General features: G+C 32.5%; 21 protein-coding genes and 1 pseudogene. 6 read left to right on the top strand and 16 right to left on the bottom strand.

All coding sequences use genetic code 11. From position 1 onward, the window contains the following. A pseudogene (locus WBN21_RS04545) lies at window positions 1-471 on the top strand (TonB-dependent receptor); the annotation flags it as partial. A gap of 71 nt (window positions 472-542) precedes the next feature. Here the strand turns inward: WBN21_RS04545 and WBN21_RS04540 are convergent. Beyond that, window positions 543-1,226 carry a hypothetical protein gene (locus tag WBN21_RS04540; protein ID WP_424198100.1) on the bottom strand — a complete coding sequence of 228 codons (684 nt, stop codon included), beginning with the start codon at window positions 1,224-1,226 and terminating at the stop codon, window positions 543-545. 408 nt (window positions 1,227-1,634) lie between these two features. Between WBN21_RS04540 and WBN21_RS04535 the strand changes: the two genes are divergently transcribed. From WBN21_RS04535 to WBN21_RS04525, 3 genes are read left to right on the top strand one after another with little or no spacing between them, the layout of a single operon-like run. Beyond that, window positions 1,635-2,855 carry a sulfite oxidase gene (locus WBN21_RS04535; protein WP_424198099.1) on the top strand — a complete coding sequence of 407 codons (1,221 nt, stop codon included), beginning with the start codon at window positions 1,635-1,637 and terminating at the stop codon, window positions 2,853-2,855. Next, entirely contained in the window at window positions 2,856-3,329 is a 474-nt protein-coding gene (locus WBN21_RS04530; RefSeq protein ID WP_424198098.1) for a monoheme cytochrome C, read from the top strand. It abuts the gene before it with no gap. A gap of 24 nt (window positions 3,330-3,353) precedes the next feature. Next, window positions 3,354-4,229: a sterol desaturase family protein gene (locus WBN21_RS04525; protein ID WP_424198097.1), complete on the top strand. Its 876-nt coding sequence runs from the start codon at window positions 3,354-3,356 to the stop codon at window positions 4,227-4,229. Between the two features lie 3 nt (window positions 4,230-4,232). Here WBN21_RS04525 and argS read toward each other — a convergent pair whose 3' ends face one another. Then, a complete protein-coding gene (gene argS, locus WBN21_RS04520; protein WP_424198096.1) occupies window positions 4,233-6,008 on the bottom strand; it encodes an arginine--tRNA ligase in 1,776 nt (591 codons plus the stop codon). 86 nt (window positions 6,009-6,094) lie between these two features. On the opposite strand from argS, the gene WBN21_RS04515 reads away from it, so the two are divergent. Continuing rightward, window positions 6,095-6,703, top strand: coding sequence for a glycosyl hydrolase 53 family protein (locus WBN21_RS04515; protein WP_424198095.1), 609 nt, complete (start codon window positions 6,095-6,097; stop codon window positions 6,701-6,703). Between the two features lie 439 nt (window positions 6,704-7,142). Continuing rightward, entirely contained in the window at window positions 7,143-9,179 is a 2,037-nt protein-coding gene (locus WBN21_RS04510) for a tetratricopeptide repeat-containing sensor histidine kinase (RefSeq protein WP_424198094.1), read from the top strand. A gap of 164 nt (window positions 9,180-9,343) precedes the next feature. On the opposite strand, the gene ctlX is transcribed toward WBN21_RS04510, so the two are convergent. From ctlX to infA, 14 genes are all read right to left on the bottom strand, one after another. Beyond that, window positions 9,344-10,279 carry a citrulline utilization hydrolase CtlX gene (gene ctlX, locus WBN21_RS04505; RefSeq protein ID WP_424198093.1) on the bottom strand — a complete coding sequence of 312 codons (936 nt, stop codon included), beginning with the start codon at window positions 10,277-10,279 and terminating at the stop codon, window positions 9,344-9,346. A 7-nt stretch (window positions 10,280-10,286) separates the two neighbouring features. Next, complete coding sequence (locus WBN21_RS04500; protein WP_424198092.1) at window positions 10,287-11,201, bottom strand: dimethylarginine dimethylaminohydrolase family protein; 915 nt, start codon at window positions 11,199-11,201, stop codon at window positions 10,287-10,289. Window positions 11,202-11,350: 149 nt separating this feature from the next. Beyond that, window positions 11,351-12,637 (bottom strand): citrate synthase, encoded by a 1,287-nt coding sequence (locus tag WBN21_RS04495; protein ID WP_424198091.1) that lies wholly within the window; start codon window positions 12,635-12,637, stop codon window positions 11,351-11,353. A 185-nt stretch (window positions 12,638-12,822) separates the two neighbouring features. Further along, window positions 12,823-14,151 carry a citrate (Si)-synthase gene (locus WBN21_RS04490; RefSeq protein WP_424198090.1) on the bottom strand — a complete coding sequence of 443 codons (1,329 nt, stop codon included), beginning with the start codon at window positions 14,149-14,151 and terminating at the stop codon, window positions 12,823-12,825. 180 nt (window positions 14,152-14,331) lie between these two features. Then, entirely contained in the window at window positions 14,332-15,624 is a 1,293-nt protein-coding gene (eno, locus tag WBN21_RS04485) for a phosphopyruvate hydratase (protein ID WP_424198089.1), read from the bottom strand. 158 nt (window positions 15,625-15,782) lie between these two features. Further along, the gene (gene carA, locus WBN21_RS04480; protein WP_424198088.1) at window positions 15,783-16,886 is read right to left on the bottom strand and encodes a glutamine-hydrolyzing carbamoyl-phosphate synthase small subunit; all 1,104 of its coding nucleotides are present in this window, start codon (window positions 16,884-16,886) and stop codon (window positions 15,783-15,785) included. A gap of 92 nt (window positions 16,887-16,978) precedes the next feature. Beyond that, window positions 16,979-17,701 carry a hypothetical protein gene (locus tag WBN21_RS04475; protein ID WP_424198087.1) on the bottom strand — a complete coding sequence of 241 codons (723 nt, stop codon included), beginning with the start codon at window positions 17,699-17,701 and terminating at the stop codon, window positions 16,979-16,981. A 118-nt stretch (window positions 17,702-17,819) separates the two neighbouring features. Then, window positions 17,820-18,290: a 50S ribosomal protein L17 gene (rplQ, locus tag WBN21_RS04470; RefSeq protein WP_424198086.1), complete on the bottom strand. Its 471-nt coding sequence runs from the start codon at window positions 18,288-18,290 to the stop codon at window positions 17,820-17,822. A gap of 141 nt (window positions 18,291-18,431) precedes the next feature. After that, window positions 18,432-19,424, bottom strand: coding sequence for a DNA-directed RNA polymerase subunit alpha (locus WBN21_RS04465; RefSeq protein ID WP_298555360.1), 993 nt, complete (start codon window positions 19,422-19,424; stop codon window positions 18,432-18,434). 96 nt (window positions 19,425-19,520) lie between these two features. Continuing rightward, window positions 19,521-20,126: a 30S ribosomal protein S4 gene (gene rpsD, locus WBN21_RS04460; RefSeq protein WP_424198085.1), complete on the bottom strand. Its 606-nt coding sequence runs from the start codon at window positions 20,124-20,126 to the stop codon at window positions 19,521-19,523. A 188-nt stretch (window positions 20,127-20,314) separates the two neighbouring features. Then, window positions 20,315-20,698, bottom strand: a complete 384-nt coding sequence (gene rpsK, locus WBN21_RS04455; protein WP_298495317.1) for a 30S ribosomal protein S11 — start codon at window positions 20,696-20,698, stop codon at window positions 20,315-20,317. A gap of 100 nt (window positions 20,699-20,798) precedes the next feature. Beyond that, window positions 20,799-21,173 (bottom strand): 30S ribosomal protein S13, encoded by a 375-nt coding sequence (rpsM, locus tag WBN21_RS04450; protein ID WP_424198084.1) that lies wholly within the window; start codon window positions 21,171-21,173, stop codon window positions 20,799-20,801. Between the two features lie 3 nt (window positions 21,174-21,176). Then, window positions 21,177-21,293 (bottom strand): type B 50S ribosomal protein L36, encoded by a 117-nt coding sequence (ykgO, locus tag WBN21_RS04445; protein ID WP_013305171.1) that lies wholly within the window; start codon window positions 21,291-21,293, stop codon window positions 21,177-21,179. 4 nt (window positions 21,294-21,297) lie between these two features. Next, window positions 21,298-21,414: translation initiation factor IF-1 (gene infA / locus WBN21_RS04440; RefSeq protein WP_424198101.1), on the bottom strand; the 117-nt coding region annotated here is incomplete at its 5' end.

Raw genomic sequence — 21,414 nt, 5'->3', positions numbered from 1 at the left:
GATGTTGTGAGTAGTTGGGTTTCTTACTCTTACAGCAATAACAACTACACTTTTGATAATTTAAATGATGGTAAAAAATTCCCTAACAACTCAGATATTACGCATGCTATAACCTTTGCTAGCACATACACATCTGGAAAAATTAAGTTCGCAGCGGGATTAAATTGGCATTCTGGAATACCAAATACGAAACCTGCTATTGACGATGATTCAAACGACAATATTATCACTTACGCTTCACCAAACAGCAGTAGATTAGATGATTATTTGCGCGCAGACTGTTCAGCAACTTATGCTTTTAATATTTCTGAATCAACTAGGGCGACTATCGGAGCTTCTATTTGGAATATACTAAACAAAAGCAATATCATCAATAAATACTACACTTTAGACGAAAGCAATGAAATAAATCCTGTTGAAAATAGGTCTTTAGGAATCACTCCAAATGTTAGTTTTAGAGTACACTTTTAAAAAAGGTAATAAGAGATTTTATGATAAGGAATATGCGTTACACTTGATATCAATTCTAACGATCGTCTGGCCTATAAATCCTTTGATTCAGGTATATTAACCCCTTGCTTAAGTATCATAATGCCCATCATTACCAACCATATAACTTTTACATGAAACATTGGTTTGTAGATTTCATAGTTATCAGGAATACCCATAATAATGCCCATTGATAGCAATCCTAATATGGCTGTAAACCAACCTAACCAAACACTTACTATTTTCCATTTAAATAAGGCAACGCCTAGCAATACTAATCCAACTCCAGAAAAAACACGCCCAAATCGTATAAAACATGTTACGTACTGGTTGGTATACAAAATATTATCAACAAACGCTTGAATTTCAGCTGCCGACTTACCCATTGTTTGCCCAACACCCCAAGCTCCAAAATTATAAAAATAAGCATTGGCAATAGCCAAAGTAAACGTTCCAATAATGACCATTCCAGCCCCAGGTAAAACAAGTACGCGATACGGTTTACGTGCCGTTATTGAAACCAGAGCAAACATAGCAATACCCATGGTTACCCATCCAAAAATATGAATGCGATACATCCAAATCCAGTACCAAACATCCTTACCAATTTCTGCAAAATCTGATGCAACAATATACTCACCAATGTGATGCGGTGAAAATGCCCAGCCTAACCATAACAACAATGCTGCTACAATAAAAGACCACCCTGTAAAACTAGTTTCGAAATCTCTTTTCATTTGTTTTTTTATTATCTTTTAACTTCTGAATTAACCATCCAATCCGTAGTATATTATTGTATTTAGACTTTTTGAAATATATACCTAATACATCTCCAATGATTGACGAAAAAGCTAATATACCATGACAATAAGCGTTTTTTTGTAACATCTGTTACATAAGCTAATTACCATATTCAATAATATTACTTTTTAAAGTATAATAAGCTGATATGCATCAGATTGATTACTACATTAACAAACTGATGTTTATCATTTTAATACTCAATGAAAAACATTAATATTGATTAGCTGTAAAAGTTTGAAAACTTATTTTTAAAGCAATTGTAACATTAGTTACAGAGCATGAGTTTTTGAATTTGTAATTTGTGATGTTGTTTATTTTAGAAACCATTAATTTTATCCAAATTGAAAAGAAGAGATTTTGTAAAAAGAGCAACATTAAGTTCGTTTGCTACACTAATAGGAACAGAATTAGTTTTTGGTTCGCAAATGCTTAAAGGCTACACACCATTGGCCCTACAAGACCCGGACCCTTTTAAAATGTTCAATAAGAACAAGGAAATGATTGTACTAAACGATAAACCTTGGAATATTGAGGCGCAAGCTCATTTATTGGATGATAAAATTACACCAAATTCATGCATGTTTATTAGAAATAATGGATTGGTTCCTGAAGATATTGACTCAAAATCATGGTCATTAACTATTGAGGGCGAATCTGTTAAAAATAAAAAAACATACACTCTAGCCGAATTAAAATCAAAGTTTAAGCACCATACATATCAATTAACTTTAGAATGTGGTGGCAATGGTCGTAGTGAATTTGACCCACCTGCTAAAGGAAACCAATGGACAGTTGGCGCCGTACATTGCGCATCTTGGACGGGTGTTCGTTTAAGTGATATTTTAGAAGATGTTGGCATAAAAAATGATGCCGTTTATATTGGCTATCACGCTACAGACAAGCACTTAAGTATGGACCCTGACAAAGAACCTATTTCAAGAGGTTGTCCAATGTCAAAAGCACTACAAGATGAAACTATTTTAGCATTTAAAATGAATGGTGAAGATATTCCTTTAGTACATGGATATCCGTTGCGTTTAGTTGCAGGCGGATGGCCTGCTTCGGTTTCTGGCAAATGGGTGAATAAAATAAGTGTTCGAAATAAAATTCATGATGGTCCAAAAATGACTGGCACCGCATATAGAATTCCTTGTGAACCAGTTTCACCAGGAGAAAAAGTAAAAGATGAAGACATGTGCATTATTGAATCAATGCCTGTAAAATCATTAATTACTTATCCTAAAACTGGGGCAATGATTAATAACGGAGAACTTCTAAATATTAGAGGACATGCTTGGGCTGGAGAACTTGAGGTTTCTAAAATGGAATATTCAATTGATTTTGGTTCTACTTGGAAAACATGCACTATTGAAAAACCTAGTAATCGATTGGCATGGCAACATTTCTCAGCTTCAGTAAGTTTTCCAAAACCGGGTTATTATGAGGTTTGGGCTAAAGCAACTGACACGAATGGAATTTCACAACCAATGTTATTACCAGGATGGAACCCGAAAGGGTATTTAAATAATGCCTGCCATAGAATTGCGATTAAAGTACAATAAATGGACAAAGAAAAAACGTTCAGAAATCAAGTAAGCAAAGTTTATCGGTTATTGATAATTTTGGTTAGTCTGTTTGTTATTACTGGAGGTGGATTAGTTTATTATACAATCAATCCAAGTTTCTTTGATTTTAATTCAAAACCAGAAACTGTTGTTATGGTTCCAGTTGAAATTGATGAAGACAGGATTGAAAACGGGATTCATGTTAGAACTGGTTTAGTTGATGCCGATGGATTGATGACCGTTGTTAATAATTGCACTAATTGTCATTCATCAAAATTAGTCACACAAAACCGAATGACTACTGAACGGTGGAATGAAACGATTAAATGGATGCAGGAAACTCAAAATCTTTGGGATTTAGGAAAAAATCAAGATGTTATTGTCAACTATTTAGTGACAAATTATCCCCCGATTGCAAAAGGGAGACGAATGGTATTAACAGATATAGATTGGTATAAACTAAGTGATTAGTATTAAATAATAAAACGATTAAAAATGGAAAAATATTTAGACGCATTTATAAGTGCTTTTACAGGAACATTGAATTGGACATGGAAATCTATAATTTTTGAGGTTCCGTGGTACACAAATTATTTTTGGGGACTTACGGCTATCTCTCTTTTTGTTTGGCTTTTAGAAATTGGCTTTCCATGGAGGAAAGAACAATCCATTTTTAGACGCGATTTTTGGCTGGATGCATTCTATATGTACTTTAATTTTTTCATATTCTCCATAGTAATAAGTGGTATTTATAAGATTTTAGGATTGCTATTTGGTGAATTCAACATAACTGCCAAAAGCATAGCACTATTTGATATTGCTCAGTGGGCACCTTGGTTACAATTGTTGGTTTTCTTTATTATTCTTGATTTTGTACAATGGTTTACGCATGTTTTACTGCATAAATTTGGGTTTTTATGGAAGTTTCATAAAGTACACCATAGTGTAAAAGAAATGGGATTTGCGGCGCATTTAAGATACCATTGGATGGAAAATATTCTATATAAACCACTTAAAACCTTTGGCGTAATGCTTCTTGGTGGTTTTGAACCCGAACAGGCTTACATAGTGCATTTTATTGCCATAGCTATAGGCCACTTAAACCACTCAAACGTTAAAATTACTTGGGGACCATTAAAGTATATTTTCAATAACCCTGTGATGCATTTATACCATCATGCCTACGTTTTGCCAAAAGGAACTTATGGTGTTAATTATGGCATCAGCTTAAGTCTTTGGGATTATATTTTTAAAACCAATTACATACCTGAAGACAGCGGAACTGTAGAAATTGGGTTTAAAGGCGATGATAAATTTCCTAAAGATTTTATTCACCAAAACCTATATGGATTTAAAAAAGGGCAGAAATAAAATTTACATCCTTTCTGGAACCTGAATACCAAGTAATGTGAAACTATTTTTAATAGTAATTGCAACTACATGAGAAAGTTGTACCCTAAATGTTTTTTCTGTGCCATTATCAGCTCCAAAAATGGAAACGTTTTGGAAAAAGGAATTATATAATTTCACCAATTCGTAAGTATAATTCGCTATTAATGCGGGACTATGATTATCGGCAGCATTTTGAACAACTTCTGGGAACAATTGCAACTGTTTTAAAAGTTCCTTTTCTTTGGAATGCAATGGTACATCAACGCTAATGGACCAATCAAAATCTGCTTTTCTTAAAATAGATTGAATTCGTGCATAGGTATATTGGATGAACGGCCCTGTATTTCCTTGAAAATCGATGGATTCTTTTGGGTCAAATAAAATACGCTTTTTAGGATCTACTTTTAAGATGTAATATTTCAATGCACCTAAACCAATCGTTTTGTAAAGAGCTTTCTTTTCTTCAATGGAATACCCATCAAGTTTACCCAATTCTTCTGAAATCTCTTCAGCTGTAGAAGCCATGTCGTCAATTAAATCGTCTGCATCAACAACAGTTCCCTCTCTACTTTTCATTTTTCCGCTTGGCAAATCAACCATTCCATAACTTAAATGATATAGATTTTTTGCCCACTCGAAACCAAGTTTTTTCAAGATTAAAAACAACACTTGAAAGTGATAATCTTGCTCATTCCCTACCGTGTAAACCATTCCGCCAACATCAGGAAAATCTTTAATACGCTGTATGGCAGTACCAATATCTTGAGTCATGTAAACCGCAGTACCATCAGAACGTTGAACTATTTTTTTATCCAATCCATCGTCAGTTAAATCACACCAAACCGAACCATCTTTTTCTTTTTCAAAAACACCCGACTTTAAGCCTTCGGCAACAAATTCTTTCCCTAATAAATAGGTATTACTTTCATAATATAAAGTATCAAAATCAACACCTAATTTTTTGTACGTTTCACCAAAACCATCATAAACCCAGCCATTCATTTTTTTCCAAAGTGCTACCACTTCTTTATCTCCAGCTTCCCATTTTAAAAGCATGTTTTGTGCTTCAATTAACAACGGTGCATTCTTTTTTGCATCATCTTCTGAACTACCTTTTGAAACCAAATTTTTAATTTCCTTCTTATATTCTTGATCGAATTTTACATAGTAATTCCCAACTAACTTATCACCTTTCAACCCAGTTGATTCAGGCGTCTCGCCCTTTCCGAATTTCTCCCAAGCCAACATACTTTTACAAATATGAATACCTCTATCATTAATAATTTGAGTTTTGTAAACCTTCTTTCCTGAAGCTTTTAAAATTTCGGCAACACTATACCCTAAAAGGTTGTTTCTTACGTGTCCTAAATGTAATGGTTTGTTTGTGTTAGGTGAAGAATACTCAACCATAACAGCTTTCTCTCCAGCTTTTGGTGCAACTAAACCGTATCTAATATCATCTTTTATTTCATTGAAAAACTCGATATAGTAAGCATCACTTATTTCAACATTCAAAAAACCTTTAACCACATTAAATGCTTTTACGTGATTAACATGCTCAACTAAATAATTACCAATAGTTTCTCCAATTTGCACAGGATTTCCTTTTACAAAACGTAACATTGGAAAAATAACAACAGTAATATCTCCTGAGAATTCTTTCCTTGTTGCTTGAAATTCAACCGTTTCTAAGTCAATGCTAAAAACTGATTTCACAGCTTGTTTTACGTATTTGGATAACGTTTCTTGAAGGCTCATTTTACTCATTTTTAAGGCTGCAAAGATAGAATTTTTAAATCAAGTATAACTTCGAATTATTATGAAATTGATTATATTCGAGGGGTATGAAGAAGTATTTAATTTTTATTGTTATTGTTTGTTTTATTTTTAGTTGCTCTTCAACTAATGATGAGAACATAACAGAAGCAGAACCTGTTTTTTATAAAGGCATGGATTTATCGTTTCAGTCAGAATTAGAATCTTATAATATCCCCTATAAAAATGCTCTAGGAAAGCCTTTTGATTTAGAGTTTGATATCATTGGATTATCTTATTATCCACAGTTTCAAATTAAGGATTTAAGTTTAGTTCAATCTAAAATAAATGAGTTAGCACTAACTTTTAATAAAGACATTTTAATGGTTGAAATTGCTTACCGATTTACATTAGAATGGAATGATAATAGCATTAATTATATAGGCGACAAAAACCAAATTCTCACTGAATTTCCTGCCACTCCAGAAGGGCAAAAAGCATATTTAGAATGGATGGTTTCAATAATTAAAAAAATTCCGAATAATAAGGGTTTAGGCTTTTGTTATTGGGCACCAGATTGGGTCGCCTTTACTGGTAATGTAACAACTTCTACTAATGGAAGTGCTTGGGAAAACCAATGCTTATTTGATTTTAATTTTAAAGCACTTCCTGCTTTTGAAATTTATAATTCCAACTAATTTTATTCAACGAATAATTAATCTCAAATGGAGGAGCTTTTTTAGTTACTTCTAGCATAAAAACTATAAAAACCCTTATCATACAAAAAAATATTCAAAACAAGAAGCATACAGAAGAATTTATACAATAAAAATGCTCTTTTTCCATGATTTTTACCGTTTATCTATTCGTCGGTTTTTAGTCCATTTTCAGGGATTCCATTCAACTAATTTATTGGTAGTAAAACGCAGAAATTAGATTTTAATTATCCTTTTTTCAACTTTTGCGTGGTAATGCTATTAATCCTTTTTTTTAGGATAAAACAATTTAAACTAACAAGTAATTATAACCAACTAAAGCAATCTTACTTTTCCTCAAAAATTTAAGACTCCTTTTACTTGCTTTATGGGTAGTTATGATTTGAAGTTATAAATGAGGAGATTATTTACTTTCATAATAATGCTAACTGTATGCATTAGTTTTTCGCAAACTAATGATATAGATAGTCTTGCCTTAGAATTAGCTTTCCAAGAACAGGACTCTCTTAAAGTAGAAACATCTTTAAAACTCATTAAAGGCCTATATGAAATTAGCGAGTACGACCGGGCTATTAAATATATTATAGAAAGTGAAAAACTATCTAATTCTTTAAATTATAAAAAGGGTATTGCCGAAATTACTTACTACAAAGCTTTAATATACGCTCAAAAAAATGACTATTTAAATGCCATTAGTGGTTATGATAAATCAAAAAAACTATTTAGCTCATTAAAAGACACACTAAGTATAGCAAAAGTTAATAACAGCATTGGGTTAATAGAAATAAAAAGAGGCAATTTCAACAAAGGTTTAGAATTTTCATTATCTGCTATAAAAGAACTTGAAAAAAGAAACCTTAATTCTGAACTAAACTTAGCATATAGCAACCTAGCAAAAGCATACTACAGCATTAAATTGTTCGAAAAAGCAATTGAATATTATGAAAAAGCTTTAAATGTTCAAATAAAATTAGATGATGTTCAGGGCATTAATGAATCTCAAATAAAACTAGCCGAACTTTATTCAAATAAAAAAGAACATAGAAAAGCTATTGAATATTACGAAAAAGTGCTAGACAATAAGCAATCGGACAATGATTCTATTCGCGGATTAATATTCCCAAAACTAGGTGGCGAATATTTAAAATTTCATGACTACAATAAAGCTACAAAATTCTTAATACAAGGCTACAACATAAACACACGCACCAATAATAAAACAGGTTTGTTATTGGCTTTAAATAATTTAGGCGATTTAAATTTACAACAAGGGAGATTAAAAATAGCTGAAAAACAACTTCTGGAGGCTGGAGAAATTGCAAAAAACCTAAATAACAAAACTGAATTATTAAAGCACTATAAACTCATGCGGGCTTTAGACTCTACAAGAAGTCGCTTTGATAGTGCTTTTATTTGGCAACGCGAGTATTACGAATTAAGTAATAGCCTTAAAAAAAATGAGGTTAAATTAAATTTTCAACCTCAATCAACCACAGATTTAGTTGTTAACCCAAACCTTGATAAAATTCAAGAAACAAAACCTACACAGCCAACAAGCGTATTAAAACCACTTGAAAATAGAACGTTAGAAAAATATAAACTTATTCTATATGGTTTAGCAGCTGCACTTATTGTTGTTTCAGCTCTATTAGTTTTAATTTATTTAAAACGAAACAGTATTATTAGGCACATGCAAGAACTAGAGGAGAAAAATATTAAAATCGAACTTCAAAACGAAGCTTTTGCAGAACAAACCAAGCATCTTGAGAATGTAAACAATGTAAAAGACAAGCTCTTCTCAATTGTTTCTCACGATTTAAAAGATTCACTTTCATCCATTAATGGCTTTATAGATTTATTAAAAGACGGCTCATTATCGCGCGAAGAATTCGATGATTTAATTCCAGAATTAAGTGAAAATGCAAACAATGCGTCATTGCTCCTTTTCAACCTGCTTAACTGGTCTAAATCTCAAATGCAATCGTTAGAGCCTAAACCAAGCTTGTTCGATATCCAAGAAGTTTTTGAAAACAAAGTAAAACTTATCGAACAACGCATGGAAAATAAAGGCATTGAATTAATTGATCATTCCTTACGAGATTTTGCCTATGCCGACAGAAGTATGTTCGAAATTGTTGTACAAAACCTGCTCGCAAATGCTCTTAAATTTTGTAAAAGCGGCGATACCATTACCATTTCTAACCACATAAGTAATGGCACTTGTATAGTTAGTATTGCAGATACGGGCATTGGTATTTCAAAAGAAAACATAGGACGCCTTTTTAACAATAGCTCGTTTACCACCATGGGTACTGATAACGAAAAAGGAACCGGTTTAGGACTTTCAATTTGTAAAGAATTGGTAGAATTAAATCAAGGTAAAATATGGGTAGAAAGCACCAGAGGCCAGGGTAGTACATTTTATGTACAGCTTCCAAAATCTAGGCCTTCAGCTTAAATTTCAAAAAATATTTTAAGTAATTATTTGGGCATTACCACAAGGGTCGGGCTTTCCGCAGTCGCTTTTTTGCGTTGCATACCTGCCTGCCGGCAGGCAGGGGTGCAACAACGCAAAAAGAGCTTCAACAAATGCTCCAATCCCTAACGCACCTGTCCGCCAAATTACTGGTTAGGCAAAAACACTTCGGCCATCATGCAACGGGCACTACCACCACCGCAAGTCTCAATAGTCTCCAAGGAACTCGATAAAATTTTAGTGTGCTTTTCGAGCGTTTTTATTTGAAAACTGGTAAGGCTATCAAAAGCAGTCTGACTCATAATTAAATAGCGTTCATCATTCGTTCCTCTTACCTGTAGCATATTACCAGCAAAATTAGTCAACTGTGCTTCAGTAATATCAATAATGGATTTACCATCTTCTTTAAGATGTTTAATCACCTGCTTGCGTTCCTTTTTATCATCAATACAACTCAAGCAAATCACGGCAAAAGTTTCACCAATACACATCATAACATTTGTATGGTAAATGGCTTTGCGCTCACCATTTACAGTTTGATAAGCATTAAATACAACTGGCGAATACTCAAAATCTTCACAAAACTCTATAAATAAATCTTCATCTGCTCGAGGTGATAAAGCACAATACGCTTTTCTATTTTCTCGGTCTAAAATAACACTACCAGTTCCTTCCAAAAATACATGTTCAGCTTCGGCACTTGTATAATCAACAATGTTATTAATTACAAAACCTTTTTCTTCCAAAGTTTCAAGAATATCTTCACGTCGCTCTAAACGTCTGTTTTCAGCAAACATTGGATATAAACCAACATCGCCATTTTCATGAAACGACACCCAGTTATTTGGAAAAATAGAATCTGGTGTATCTGTTCCTGTATTATCATTTACAACAATCACATTAACGCCAATAGCCTTTAATTTTTCAACATAAGCGTCAAATTCTCGCTGGGCCTTAGTATTTATAGTTTCCGGCAAAACTCCATCAATTACTTCTTGATAGTAATTATTAACAGCCGTTTGCTCATTCATCCTAAAATTTACTGGACGAATCATTAAAATGGTATTTGTAGTTTGTTTCATTTTATATTTAATCTCGAATTAACGGCATTGTAGTACAACGCAATAAACCTTCTTGTTTCCCAATTTCGGCATAAGGGACTTCTTCAACTGTAAATCCTTGTGCTCTCAACCACATGTTAAGTCTTGTAAAGTTTCGTTCTGAAATAATGACATCTTCCGAAATTGAAAACACATTACTACACATTTGGTACATTTCATCTTTAGTAATTTCAAAAACGTTTTCTTTTCCAAAAAAATCAATTAACCAATTATACTCTTCTTCAATTAAAAATCCGTTTTTATGAATGATAGCTTTTCCCTTTCCTAAAGGATTAAAACAGCAATCTAAATGTAAAGCATTTTCTTTGGCATTTGTATTTGATTTTCTAAGCTCAAATGATTTTACAATTTTTTCTGGAAACAACTCTTGAATGGCAATTACAGCATCAGTATTAGTTCTGGCCGTAATTAATTCGGAATAATCTTTACCAGAATAAGTACCCATAAAAATATAGTCATTCCATGGCATAACATCACCGCCTTCCACGTGACATGCTGGAGGTAGTAATATTCTATTTTTTCTATCAATTTGATTCCAAACATATCTGATAGCTTCAATTTCTTGTTCTCTTTCGGGTAAAATATTGGCACGAATCACCTTATCATCAATTACAAAAGCTATATCTCTCGTAAAAATCTGATTACAATCCATTAAAACTTTAGGCCTGAAAACCTTAACATCGTATTTCTCAAAAACCTTAGCTACGGCATCCATTTCTTTAATCATATCTTCTTCTGATGGATATGTGCCAGCCAAAACGTGTTCCCTACTTTTTGGGTCATAACAATCCTCAACTTTCGGAATTGGTCCATTGCTTTCTGCCGTTCCTAGGATAACAACCCGCAATCTAGAAATTTCATTTTTAACATTTAATTTCATCATACTTTAGGATAAAAATACCATCAAATAATATTTTCCAAAACTAAGAATAATAAAAGACATTCTACATTATTCTTAAAATAATGCTGCAAAAAAGAAAAAGCTTCATGAAATTTTCATGAAGCTTAATAATAATATAATTTATTTTAACTCTACCTTTCCTCAACTGGCACAAACTTTCTTGCAGGTGCACCAACATATATTTGTCTTGGCCTTCCTATTGGTTCTTTTTTCAAACGCATTTCTCTCCATTGTGCAATCCAACCTGGTAAACGACCAATTGCAAACATTACAGTAAACATTTCCGTTGGTATTTCCATAGCTCTATATATGATACCTGAATAAAAATCTACATTAGGATAAAGTTTTCTATCTACAAAATACGGGTCTTCTAAAGCTTCTTTTTCAAGTCCTTTAGCTATTTCTAGTATGGGATCTTCTACACCTAAATCATGTAATACTTGATCAGCAGCTTTCTTAATAATTTTAGCTCTAGGGTCAAAATTTTTGTAAACACGATGTCCAAAGCCCATTAATCTAAAGGGATCATTTTTATCTTTGGCTTTCTCCATGTATTTTTTAGTATCACCGCCATCCGCTTGAATAGCTTCTAACATTTCTATTACTGCTTGGTTTGCCCCACCATGAAGTGGCCCCCATAATGCAGATATTCCAGCAGAAATTGATGCAAATAAACCAGCATGGGAAGAACCGACGATTCTTACAGTAGATGTTGAACAATTTTGTTCATGATCTGCATGCAATATTAATAACTTATCCAAAGCATCAACTAAAACAGGGTTTTGAACATAACAACTGTTCGGTCTAGAAAACATCATTTTCAGAATATTCTCAACATAACCAAGCGTATTATCTCCATAATCTAAAGGCTGACCTTGTTTTTTACGCATAGTCCACGCAACTAATACAGGCATTTTACCAAGAATTCTAACAACTGACTTATACATCTCAGCTTCCGAAGACACATCAACAGAAGCAGGATTAAATGCAGTTAATGCACTAGTTAAAGAAGAAATAACACCCATTGGGTGTGCCGACTTAGGAAATGCATCTAAAATCTTTTTTATGTCTTCATCTACAACTGATTCTGCTTTTATATCCTTATGAAATTTATCATTCTGCTCTTTGGTAGGTAACTCACCGAAGATTAATAAATATGCAACTTCTAAAAAATCAACTTTTTCGGCTAATTCTTCAATAGAATATCCACGATATCTTAAAATTCCTTTTTCACCGTCTAAGAATGTTATTGCACTTTCACAAGACCCAGTATTCTTGTAACCTGGATCAATTGTTATGACTCCTCCAGTAGTGGATCTTAGACTTGAAATATCTATTGCAACTTCGTTTTCTGTTCCTTTTACTAAGGGGAATTCATGTTTTTTACCGTTTACTTCTATAGTAGCTGTATTTGCCATATTTTTCTTGTATAGTGTTATTTAGTTATGCGGAACGCTAATCTACGAAATATCTCTTAAATTTTTTGCATTATCTACAACGATTTCGTCGATTTAAGAATTATTAAAAATGATGGAATAAAAAAAGTGATTATTAAAAAATAATCACTTTTTTGTTTTATTAGAATAATAAAAATTGAGTTATTTCAATTTAAATTGGATAATTCTTTCTCAAATTCAACCATTTTTTCTAACATTTCTGTTGTTATAGATTTAGGTCTTTCTAAAGGATAGCCTAATGCTCTATCCCAAATAATGTTTGATAAGACTCCAAACGCTCTTCCTATTGAAAATAATACCGTATAGAAATCATACTGTGTAACTCCGTAATGCCATTGTACTACACCAGATTGTGCATCAACATTTGGCCATGGGTTTTTTGCTTTACCCTGTTCTCTTAAAATATCTGGAACTACTTTATATAATGCGTCTACATACTTAAATAGCTCATCTTCTGGAAGATGTTTTAAGCAAAACTCTCTCTGTACTGAATATCTTGGGTCTGTTTTGCGTAAGACTGCATGTCCATAACCTGGAATAACTTGTCCATTATTTAGCGTTTCCCAAACATAATCCTTTAATTCTTGCTCACTAGGTAATTTACCTCCCATTTGTTTTCTTAATTGTTGAAGCCATCTTAAAACTTCTTGATTTGCTAATCCATGTAATGGTCCTGCTAAACCATTAATCATAGCTGAAGTTGCATAATAAACGTCCGACAAAGAACTAGCCACAAGATGCCCTGTATGAGCACTTACATTACCACTTTCATGATCGGCATGTAGGATAAAATACATTCTTGAAACATCATCATAGGGTTTATCTTTACCCATCATATATGCAAAATTTGCACCTAAATCCAAATTAGGATCTGGATGACGATGTCCCTTTTTAGGATGATATAATTTATTATATATATAGGCTCCGATTAATGGTAATTTTGCTAATAAATTGGTAGCATCTTCATATGTAGAATCCCAATAGTCCAATTTATTTAGCCCTTTTTTATACTTTAAATTAAAGTGGGATTCACGCTCTAAACTCATTACAGCTGCAGATAATATTGCCATTGGATGACTTTCACTTGGAAAAGAATCTATAACATCCCAAACATAATTAGGGACAGTACGTCTGTTTCTAAAATTAGTCATTAACTCATCTACTTCTTTTGTTGTGGGCATTTCACCAGTCAACAATAAATGATACAAGCCTTCTACATAAGGCATTTCCGAATCTTCTGGTTTAGGTAATTTTTCTAAGACTTCGGTTAGTGTATAACCTCTATAACGAATCCCTTCATTTGGATCTAAATAAGAAATATCTGTTATTAGACTTTTAACTCCTCGCATACCACCAATTACTTGTGATACCGTTACCTGATCAACAACTTTATCGCCATGATTTTTAAGAAGTTTCGTAATTCTGGGTCTGTGTTCTTGAATTTTCTGGAATAACTTATCTTTTAAAGTAATCATGATGCTATTTTTAAAGTGAATTTTATAATTTATCACTTAATTAACATTTAAAACATGATATATGTCATCAAACTGAATCAAGCTTACATATTTCACAAAAAAAGGTAAGGATTCAAAAATAAAAAAAAAGCCAAATTCAAAAATGAACTTGGCTTTTTATATTACAATTAGCGTTTAAGTTTACTTTATTTTAAACGCATTTTCTTGTGGAAAATAAGCAACTTCACCTAACTCTTCTTCTATGCGAAGTAATTGGTTGTATTTTGCCATACGATCACTACGAGATGCAGAACCTGTTTTAATTTGACCTGTATTTAATGCTACTGCCAAATCTGCAATAGTATTATCTTCAGTTTCTCCAGAACGGTGAGACATTACAGAAGTATATCCAGCATTATGCGCCATGTTTACAGCTGCAATAGTTTCAGTTAAAGTTCCAATTTGGTTTACTTTAATTAAAATAGAATTTGCAATTCCTTCTTTAATACCTCTTGATAAACGCTCAACATTAGTTACAAATAAATCATCACCAACTAATTGCACTTTATCTCCAATAAGTTCAGTCAAATATTTCCAACCTTCCCAATCGTTTTCATCCATACCATCTTCAATCGAGATAATTGGATATTTAGAAGCTAATTCAGCTAAATATTCAGCTTGTTCTTTACTAGTTCTTATAACTCCTGAATCGCCTTCAAACTTCTTGTAATCATATTTCCCATTCACAAAAAATTCTGCTGAAGCACAATCCAAAGCAATTTTAACTTCATCGCCAAATTTATAACCAGCGTTTTTAACTGCTTTTGCAATAGTATCTAAAGCATCTTCAGTTCCACCCGCTAAATTTGGAGCAAAACCACCTTCATCACCAACAGCAGTACTTAAGTTTCTGTCGTGTAATACTTTTTTAAGGTTGTGGAAAATTTCAGTTCCCATTTGCATTGCGTGAGTGAAATTTTTAGCCTTAACTGGCATAATCATAAACTCTTGGAATGCGATAGGTGCATCACTATGTGAACCACCATTAATGATATTCATCATTGGTAAAGGGAGTGTGTTTGCTGAAACACCACCTACGTAACGATATAAAGGCATATTTAATTCATTAGCCGCCGCTTTTGCAACTGCTAATGACACACCTAAAATAGCGTTAGCTCCTAATTTTGATTTATTGGGTGTACCATCTAAATCAATCATCATTTTATCAATAAGGTTTTGTTCAAAAACTGAAACTCCTAATAACTCTTCAGCAATAATAGAATTTACATTTTTAACAGCTTTTAAAACACCTTTACCCATATAAGTTTTTCCTCCATCGCGCAATTCAACAGCTTCATGTTCTCCTGTTGATGCTCCTGATGGTACAGCAGCTCTACCTAATATGTTATTTTCAGTTACTACATCTACTTCAACAGTAGGATTCCCTCTTGAATCTAGAATTTGTCTTGCGTGGATATTAATTATTATACTCATAATTGGTTTGTTTTTAATCTTTTAATTATTCCAAATTTACGTTTAAATCTTGTTTATTTTAAGTTGTTTTAGAAGAAATTTACAAAAACACATCTACAACGTTTTAGTAAAAATAAACCTCAAAAATAGAAATCTACTAATGAGGTTTATTAAACGTTTTATTTTTTTAAGTTTTCAATAAATTGATCGAAAAGATATGACGAATCATGTGGTCCTGGGCTAGCTTCAGGATGATATTGTACAGAAAATATTTTCTTGTTTTTCATTGCTAAACCAGCCACGGTATTATCATTTAAATGAACGTGAGTAATTTCTAAATCTGAATTAGCTTCAGCATCTTCTCTGTTTACAGCAAAACCATGATTTTGAGAGGTGATTTCTCCTTTACCAGTTAACAGGTTTTTTACAGGATGATTTATACCTCTATGCCCATTATGCATTTTATAAGTTGAAACACCATTTGCTCTCGCAATAACTTGATGTCCTAAACAAATACCAAACAACGGTAAATCTCTTTTAATAATTTCTTTAGCAACCTCCTGAGCTTCAACTAAAGGTTCTGGATCTCCAGGGCCATTTGATAAAAAGTAGCCGTCTGGTTTAAAGGCTTCTAAATCTTCAAACTTAGCATTATATGGAAACACTTTAATATAAGCATCTCGACTTGCTATATTTCTTAAAATATTTCTTTTTATTCCAATGTCTAAAGCAGCAACTTTGTAAGTTGCATTTTCATTTCCAAAAAAATATGGTTCTTTGGTAGAAACTTTTGATGCTAATTCTAAACCTTCCATATTTGGAACTTCAGCTAATTGTTTCTTTAACCCTTCAATATTATCTACATCGGTACTTATTACAGCATTCATCGCCCCATTATCTCTAATATAACTTACCAATGCTCTGGTATCTACATCTGAAATGGCCAATAAGTTATTCTTATCAAGAAAATCAAGTAAGGATCCGTCTGCCGCATCTCTTGAATATTCGTAGCTAAAGTTTTTAACAATAAGACCAGCTATTTTAATTGAATCGGATTCTACTTCATCATTATTAACACCATAATTCCCAATATGCGCATTGGTTGCTACCATAAGTTGACCGTAATATGAAGGATCTGTAAAAATCTCTTGATACCCAGTCATACCTGTATTAAAACAAACCTCGCCAAACGAAGTTCCTTGTTTATTACCAACTGCTTTACCGTAAAAAATAGTACCATCTGCTAGAAGAATGATGGCTTTTTGTCTTTTTTGATATTTCATGTGTTCTTTAGAAAAGTTTTGCAAAATTGCTAAAAAAAAAGGATAAACTAAAATTGTTTATCCTTTATATTATTATTGATTATTAACATTTATTAAATTGAGTTATAATAACTGAAAATTTTCTTTATATCAGCATCATTTTTGAATGATATATCATTATCACCAAGAAATTCTTTTATTTCTACCTTTTTATCAGCCATTAATTTTAAAACCGTCGATTTTTTTAACCTAACCTCTTCTAAGCTCCCATTTTTTTCAACATAAAAATTAGATTTTATTTCAATTTTATCAGCTTTCATTTTTTGCTGTGTCATTGGGTTAATAGTTCCAGGACTTATACTAGCATCATAGGATTTTAATAACGACAACTTATCTCCTTCTTGAATCATTTCTAAGAAATAATTAGCACCTTTTCCTGAAACTTGTTTTTTCACAAATTCTTTACTACCAACTACAACCTTTTTAACAGATTGCGAATTAAATGCAAAAATTGAATCTTTAGAAGCGTCATCACTCATATTTGCTTCAAAACGATTAAATCTTACATTAAAATTAACGTTTGGTATTTTATAGCCTTCATTACCTAATAAATAAAAAGAAGCCGAATTTGCCCAATTATTAAATAAATAATAAGAGCCTTCAACTTTTGAATTACTCGCAGTTGACTTTATCCATACACCACTATTAGAACCAGAACTTACCTGAACACCTCCATACATATTAGACGCCGAGGATCCCGAACCTATAATTTCACTACTTTGGGAGTAAGAACACATTGTTACTAACGCTCCAATTAATAAAAACACTTTTTTCATTTTATTTTTTTTAATCTTTTCTTTAATTATTTTACAAACTTATAGGTAATAAAAAGAATAAAAAAAGGATAAACTAAAATAGTTTATCCTTTTTTTATTCTTTAACGAAAATTAACATTTATTCTTCTTCGTTTGATGCTTTAGTTTCAACTGGAGCAGCTTCTGGTTTAGAACCACCTCTTCTACTTCTTCTAGTTGTTTTCTTCTTCTCTTTTCCAGCGTTGTAGATTTCGTTATAATCAACAAGTTCTATCATTGCCATATCAGCATTATCACCTAAACGATTTCCTAATTTTATAATTCTTGTATAACCTCCTGGTCTGTCAGCTACTTTTGCAGCAACATCTCTAAACAATTCTGCAACAGCATCTTTTTGTCTAAGTTTAGACATTACTATACGTCTGTTGTGTGTTGTATCAACCTTTGATTTTGTAATCATTGGCTCTACAAATTGTTTCAAAGCTTTTGCTTTAGCTACAGTTGTATTAATACGTTTGTGCTCGATTAAAGAACAAGCCATATTTGCTAGCATTGCTTTTCTGTGAGCTGTTTGTCTACCTAAGTGATTAATTTTTTTTCCGTGTCTCATGACATTTGTTTTATCATCTTGCTACCAAACTCTTTTTATGAGGAGCAAAATATGATTAATAATAATTTTTGATTTAGGATTTAAGAATTACGAATGAGTTTTTAAAAAAATCGCCATTCATAAATCAACAATCGTTAATCGTTAGTCTTTATCTAATTTATATTTGCTTAAATCCATTCCGAAGTTTAATCCTTTAACATTTACAAGCTCTTCAAGCTCAGTTAAAGACTTCTTACCGAAGTTTCTGAATTTCATTAAATCATTTTTATTGAATGATACTAAGTCGCCTAAAGTATCAACTTCTGCAGCTTTCAAACAGTTAAGTGCACGTACAGATAAATCCATATCGATTAACTTAGTTTTAAGCAACTGTCTCATGTGAAGTGATTCTTCATCATAAGTTTCAGTTTGTGCAATTTCATCAGCTTCTAAAGTAATACGCTCATCAGAGAATAACATGAAGTGGTGAATTAACGTTTTAGCACCTTCAGTTAAAGCGTCTTGCGGAGTAATTGATCCATCTGTGATGATTTCAAAAACCAGTTTTTCATAATCTGTTTTTTGCTCAACACGATAGTTTTCAATACTATACTTAACGTTTTTTATTGGTGTGTAAATTGAATCTGTAAAGATAGTTCCAATTGGTGCAGATGCTTTTTTATTTTCTTCTGCAGGAACATAACCTCTACCTTTTTCAATAGTAATTTCCATATTAAAATTCACTTTAGGATCTAAGTTACAGATTACTAATTCTGTATTTAATACTTGGAATCCTGAGATGAATTTTTGAAAATCTCCAGCTGTAATTCTATCTTGTCCTGAAATTGAAATAGAAATTGATTCGTTATCAATATCTTCTATTTGTCTTTTAAAACGTACTTGTTTTAAGTTTAAGATGATTTCTGTAACATCTTCAACTACACCAGCGATTGCTGAAAACTCATGATCTACACCTTCAATTCTTACTGAAGTGATTGCAAATCCTTCTAAAGAAGATAATAAAACTCTTCTTAATGCATTACCTACTGTTAATCCGTAACCTGGTTCTAGTGGTCTGAATTCGAATTTACCTTCGAAATCAGTAGAATCAATCATGATTACTTTGTCAGGTTTTTGAAAATTAAATACTGCCATTTTTTTCTTCGTTTTAATTGTTATTTGGTTGCGCGGTTTAAAAGTTTGAAGAAATACTTATAAACCCTTTGGCCAAATACCAATGTTAATAATTTATTATTTAGAGTATAATTCGACGATGAATTGCTCGTTTATGTTTTCAGGAATTTGAATTCTTGCAGGCACAGAAACATAAGTTCCTTGCTTCGTATCAGAATTCCAAGTAATCCATTCATAAACGTTACTTGAGTTTGAAAGCGATCTTTCGATAGCTTCAAGGGATTTTGACTTTTCTCTTACAGCAACAACATCACCAGCTTTTAATTGGTAAGAAGGTATATTTACCAATTCGCCATTTACTGTAATATGTCTGTGAGAAACTAATTGTCTTGCACCACTTCTAGTAGGAGCAACTCCCATTCTGAATACCACGTTATCTAATCTAGATTCACATAGTTGTAAAAGCACTTCACCAGTAATTCCTTGTGCAGCTCTTGCTTTTTTAAACATGCCTCTAAATTGACGCTCTAATACACCATAGGTGTACTTAGCTTTTTGCTTTTCTTGAAGTTGAATCGCATATTCAGATTTTTTACCTCTACGTCTTGCGTTTCCATGTTGCCCCGGAGGGTAATTTCTTTTTTCGAATGATTTATCATCTCCGAAGATAGCCTCGCCAAATTTACGAGCTATTTTAGTTTTAGGACCAGTATATCTTGCCATTTTAAATTTGTTTTGAGAGTGATTATGAATTAAGGTCTTAATCTTATCCTTCGAAAATCGTTGATCTCTCGTTAATACTTGTTAGTTTTTTCAGTTTGCAAATTTATACAAAAAATCAATACCATCTGGGTGTCAGATGATATTAATTTTTGCTTTGCTTTATTTAATTCGCGTTAATAAAAACGTGATTAAACTCTTCTTCTTTTTGGAGGACGACATCCATTATGTGGTAATGGCGTAACATCAATGATTTCTGTTACTTCAATTCCTGCATTATGAATAGAACGGATAGCAGATTCTCTACCATTTCCTGGTCCTTTTACATAAACCTTTACTTTTTTCAATCCAGCTTCTGATGCTACTCCAGCAGCATCTTCAGCAGCTAATTGAGCAGCATAAGGTGTGTTTTTCTTAGAACCTCTAAATCCCATTTTACCAGCAGAAGACCAAGAAATTACGTCTCCTTTTTTGTTGGTAAGTGAAATGATGATGTTATTGAAAGAAGCCGTTACGTGTGCTTCCCCAACTGCATCAACAATAACTTTACGTTTTTTTGTGCTTGTTTTTGCCATTTTGTTTTTAGCTTTTAGTTTTAGTGATAGTCGCTAGAATCCTAAACTATTATAATTTCAAACAGATTCCTTCCAACGTCTAAATACTAAAGACTAATTATTATTTAGTTGCTTTCTTTTTGTTAGCAACAGTTTTTCTTCTACCTTTTCTAGTTCTAGAGTTGTTCTTAGTACGTTGCCCCCTTAACGGAAGCCCCGATCTATGACGAATACCTCTGTAACAACCAATATCCATTAATCGCTTAATGTTTAATTGTGTTTCAGAACGTAATTCACCTTCGATTGTAAAAGATCCAACAGCATCACGAATACCAGAAATTTGGTCATCGGTCCAGTCTTGAACTTTTGTACTTTCATCAACTTTAGCCGCAGCTAAAATTTCTTTTGCTCTACTTCTACCTACTCCGTAGATATAAGTTAAAGAGATTACTCCTCTTTTGTTTTTTGGTATGTCTACACCTGCAATTCTTGCCATAGCTTATCCTTGTCTTTGTTTGAATCTAGGATTCTTTTTGTTAATTACGTAAAGTCTACCTTTTCTACGCACAATTTTACAATCTGCGCTTCTTTTCTTTACTGATGCTCTTACTTTCATCGTATTAGTATCTATAAGTTATTCGAGCCTTTGTTAAATCATAAGGACTCATTTCTAATTTTACTTTATCTCCTGGCAACAATTTAATGTAATGCATACGCATTTTACCAGAGATGTGTGC

Origin of the sequence: Algibacter sp. (assembly GCF_049667265.1) — a bacterium.
Taxonomy (GTDB): domain Bacteria; phylum Bacteroidota; class Bacteroidia; order Flavobacteriales; family Flavobacteriaceae; genus Algibacter_B.
This window is presented reverse-complemented; position numbering and strand designations above follow the sequence as displayed.

Bases quoted from the DNA above. Each gene is read 5' to 3' on its own strand.
- WBN21_RS04530 (WP_424198098.1), top strand. From the start codon at position 2,856: ATGGACAAAGAAAAAACGTTCAGAAATCAAGTAAGCAAAGTTTATCGG.
- rplQ (WP_424198086.1), bottom strand. From the start codon at position 18,290: ATGAGACACGGAAAAAAAATTAATCACTTAGGTAGACAAACAGCTCAC.
- WBN21_RS04495 (WP_424198091.1), bottom strand. From the start codon at position 12,637: ATGGCAAATACAGCTACTATAGAAGTAAACGGTAAAAAACATGAATTC.
- ykgO (WP_013305171.1), bottom strand. From the start codon at position 21,293: ATGAAAGTAAGAGCATCAGTAAAGAAAAGAAGCGCAGATTGTAAAATT.
- ctlX (WP_424198093.1), bottom strand. From the start codon at position 10,279: ATGAAACAAACTACAAATACCATTTTAATGATTCGTCCAGTAAATTTT.
- WBN21_RS04510 (WP_424198094.1), top strand. From the start codon at position 7,143: ATGCTAACTGTATGCATTAGTTTTTCGCAAACTAATGATATAGATAGT.
- rpsD (WP_424198085.1), bottom strand. From the start codon at position 20,126: ATGGCAAGATATACTGGTCCTAAAACTAAAATAGCTCGTAAATTTGGC.
- WBN21_RS04500 (WP_424198092.1), bottom strand. From the start codon at position 11,201: ATGATGAAATTAAATGTTAAAAATGAAATTTCTAGATTGCGGGTTGTT.
- WBN21_RS04540 (WP_424198100.1), bottom strand. From the start codon at position 1,226: ATGAAAAGAGATTTCGAAACTAGTTTTACAGGGTGGTCTTTTATTGTA.
- rpsK (WP_298495317.1), bottom strand. From the start codon at position 20,698: ATGGCAAAAACAAGCACAAAAAAACGTAAAGTTATTGTTGATGCAGTT.
- WBN21_RS04465 (WP_298555360.1), bottom strand. From the start codon at position 19,424: ATGGCAGTATTTAATTTTCAAAAACCTGACAAAGTAATCATGATTGAT.
- carA (WP_424198088.1), bottom strand. From the start codon at position 16,886: ATGAAATATCAAAAAAGACAAAAAGCCATCATTCTTCTAGCAGATGGT.
- eno (WP_424198089.1), bottom strand. From the start codon at position 15,624: ATGAGTATAATAATTAATATCCACGCAAGACAAATTCTAGATTCAAGA.
- WBN21_RS04525 (WP_424198097.1), top strand. From the start codon at position 3,354: ATGGAAAAATATTTAGACGCATTTATAAGTGCTTTTACAGGAACATTG.
- argS (WP_424198096.1), bottom strand. From the start codon at position 6,008: ATGAGCCTTCAAGAAACGTTATCCAAATACGTAAAACAAGCTGTGAAA.
- WBN21_RS04515 (WP_424198095.1), top strand. From the start codon at position 6,095: ATGAAGAAGTATTTAATTTTTATTGTTATTGTTTGTTTTATTTTTAGT.
- rpsM (WP_424198084.1), bottom strand. From the start codon at position 21,173: ATGGCAAGAATTGCAGGTGTAGACATACCAAAAAACAAAAGAGGAGTA.
- WBN21_RS04490 (WP_424198090.1), bottom strand. From the start codon at position 14,151: ATGATTACTTTAAAAGATAAGTTATTCCAGAAAATTCAAGAACACAGA.
- WBN21_RS04475 (WP_424198087.1), bottom strand. From the start codon at position 17,701: ATGAAAAAAGTGTTTTTATTAATTGGAGCGTTAGTAACAATGTGTTCT.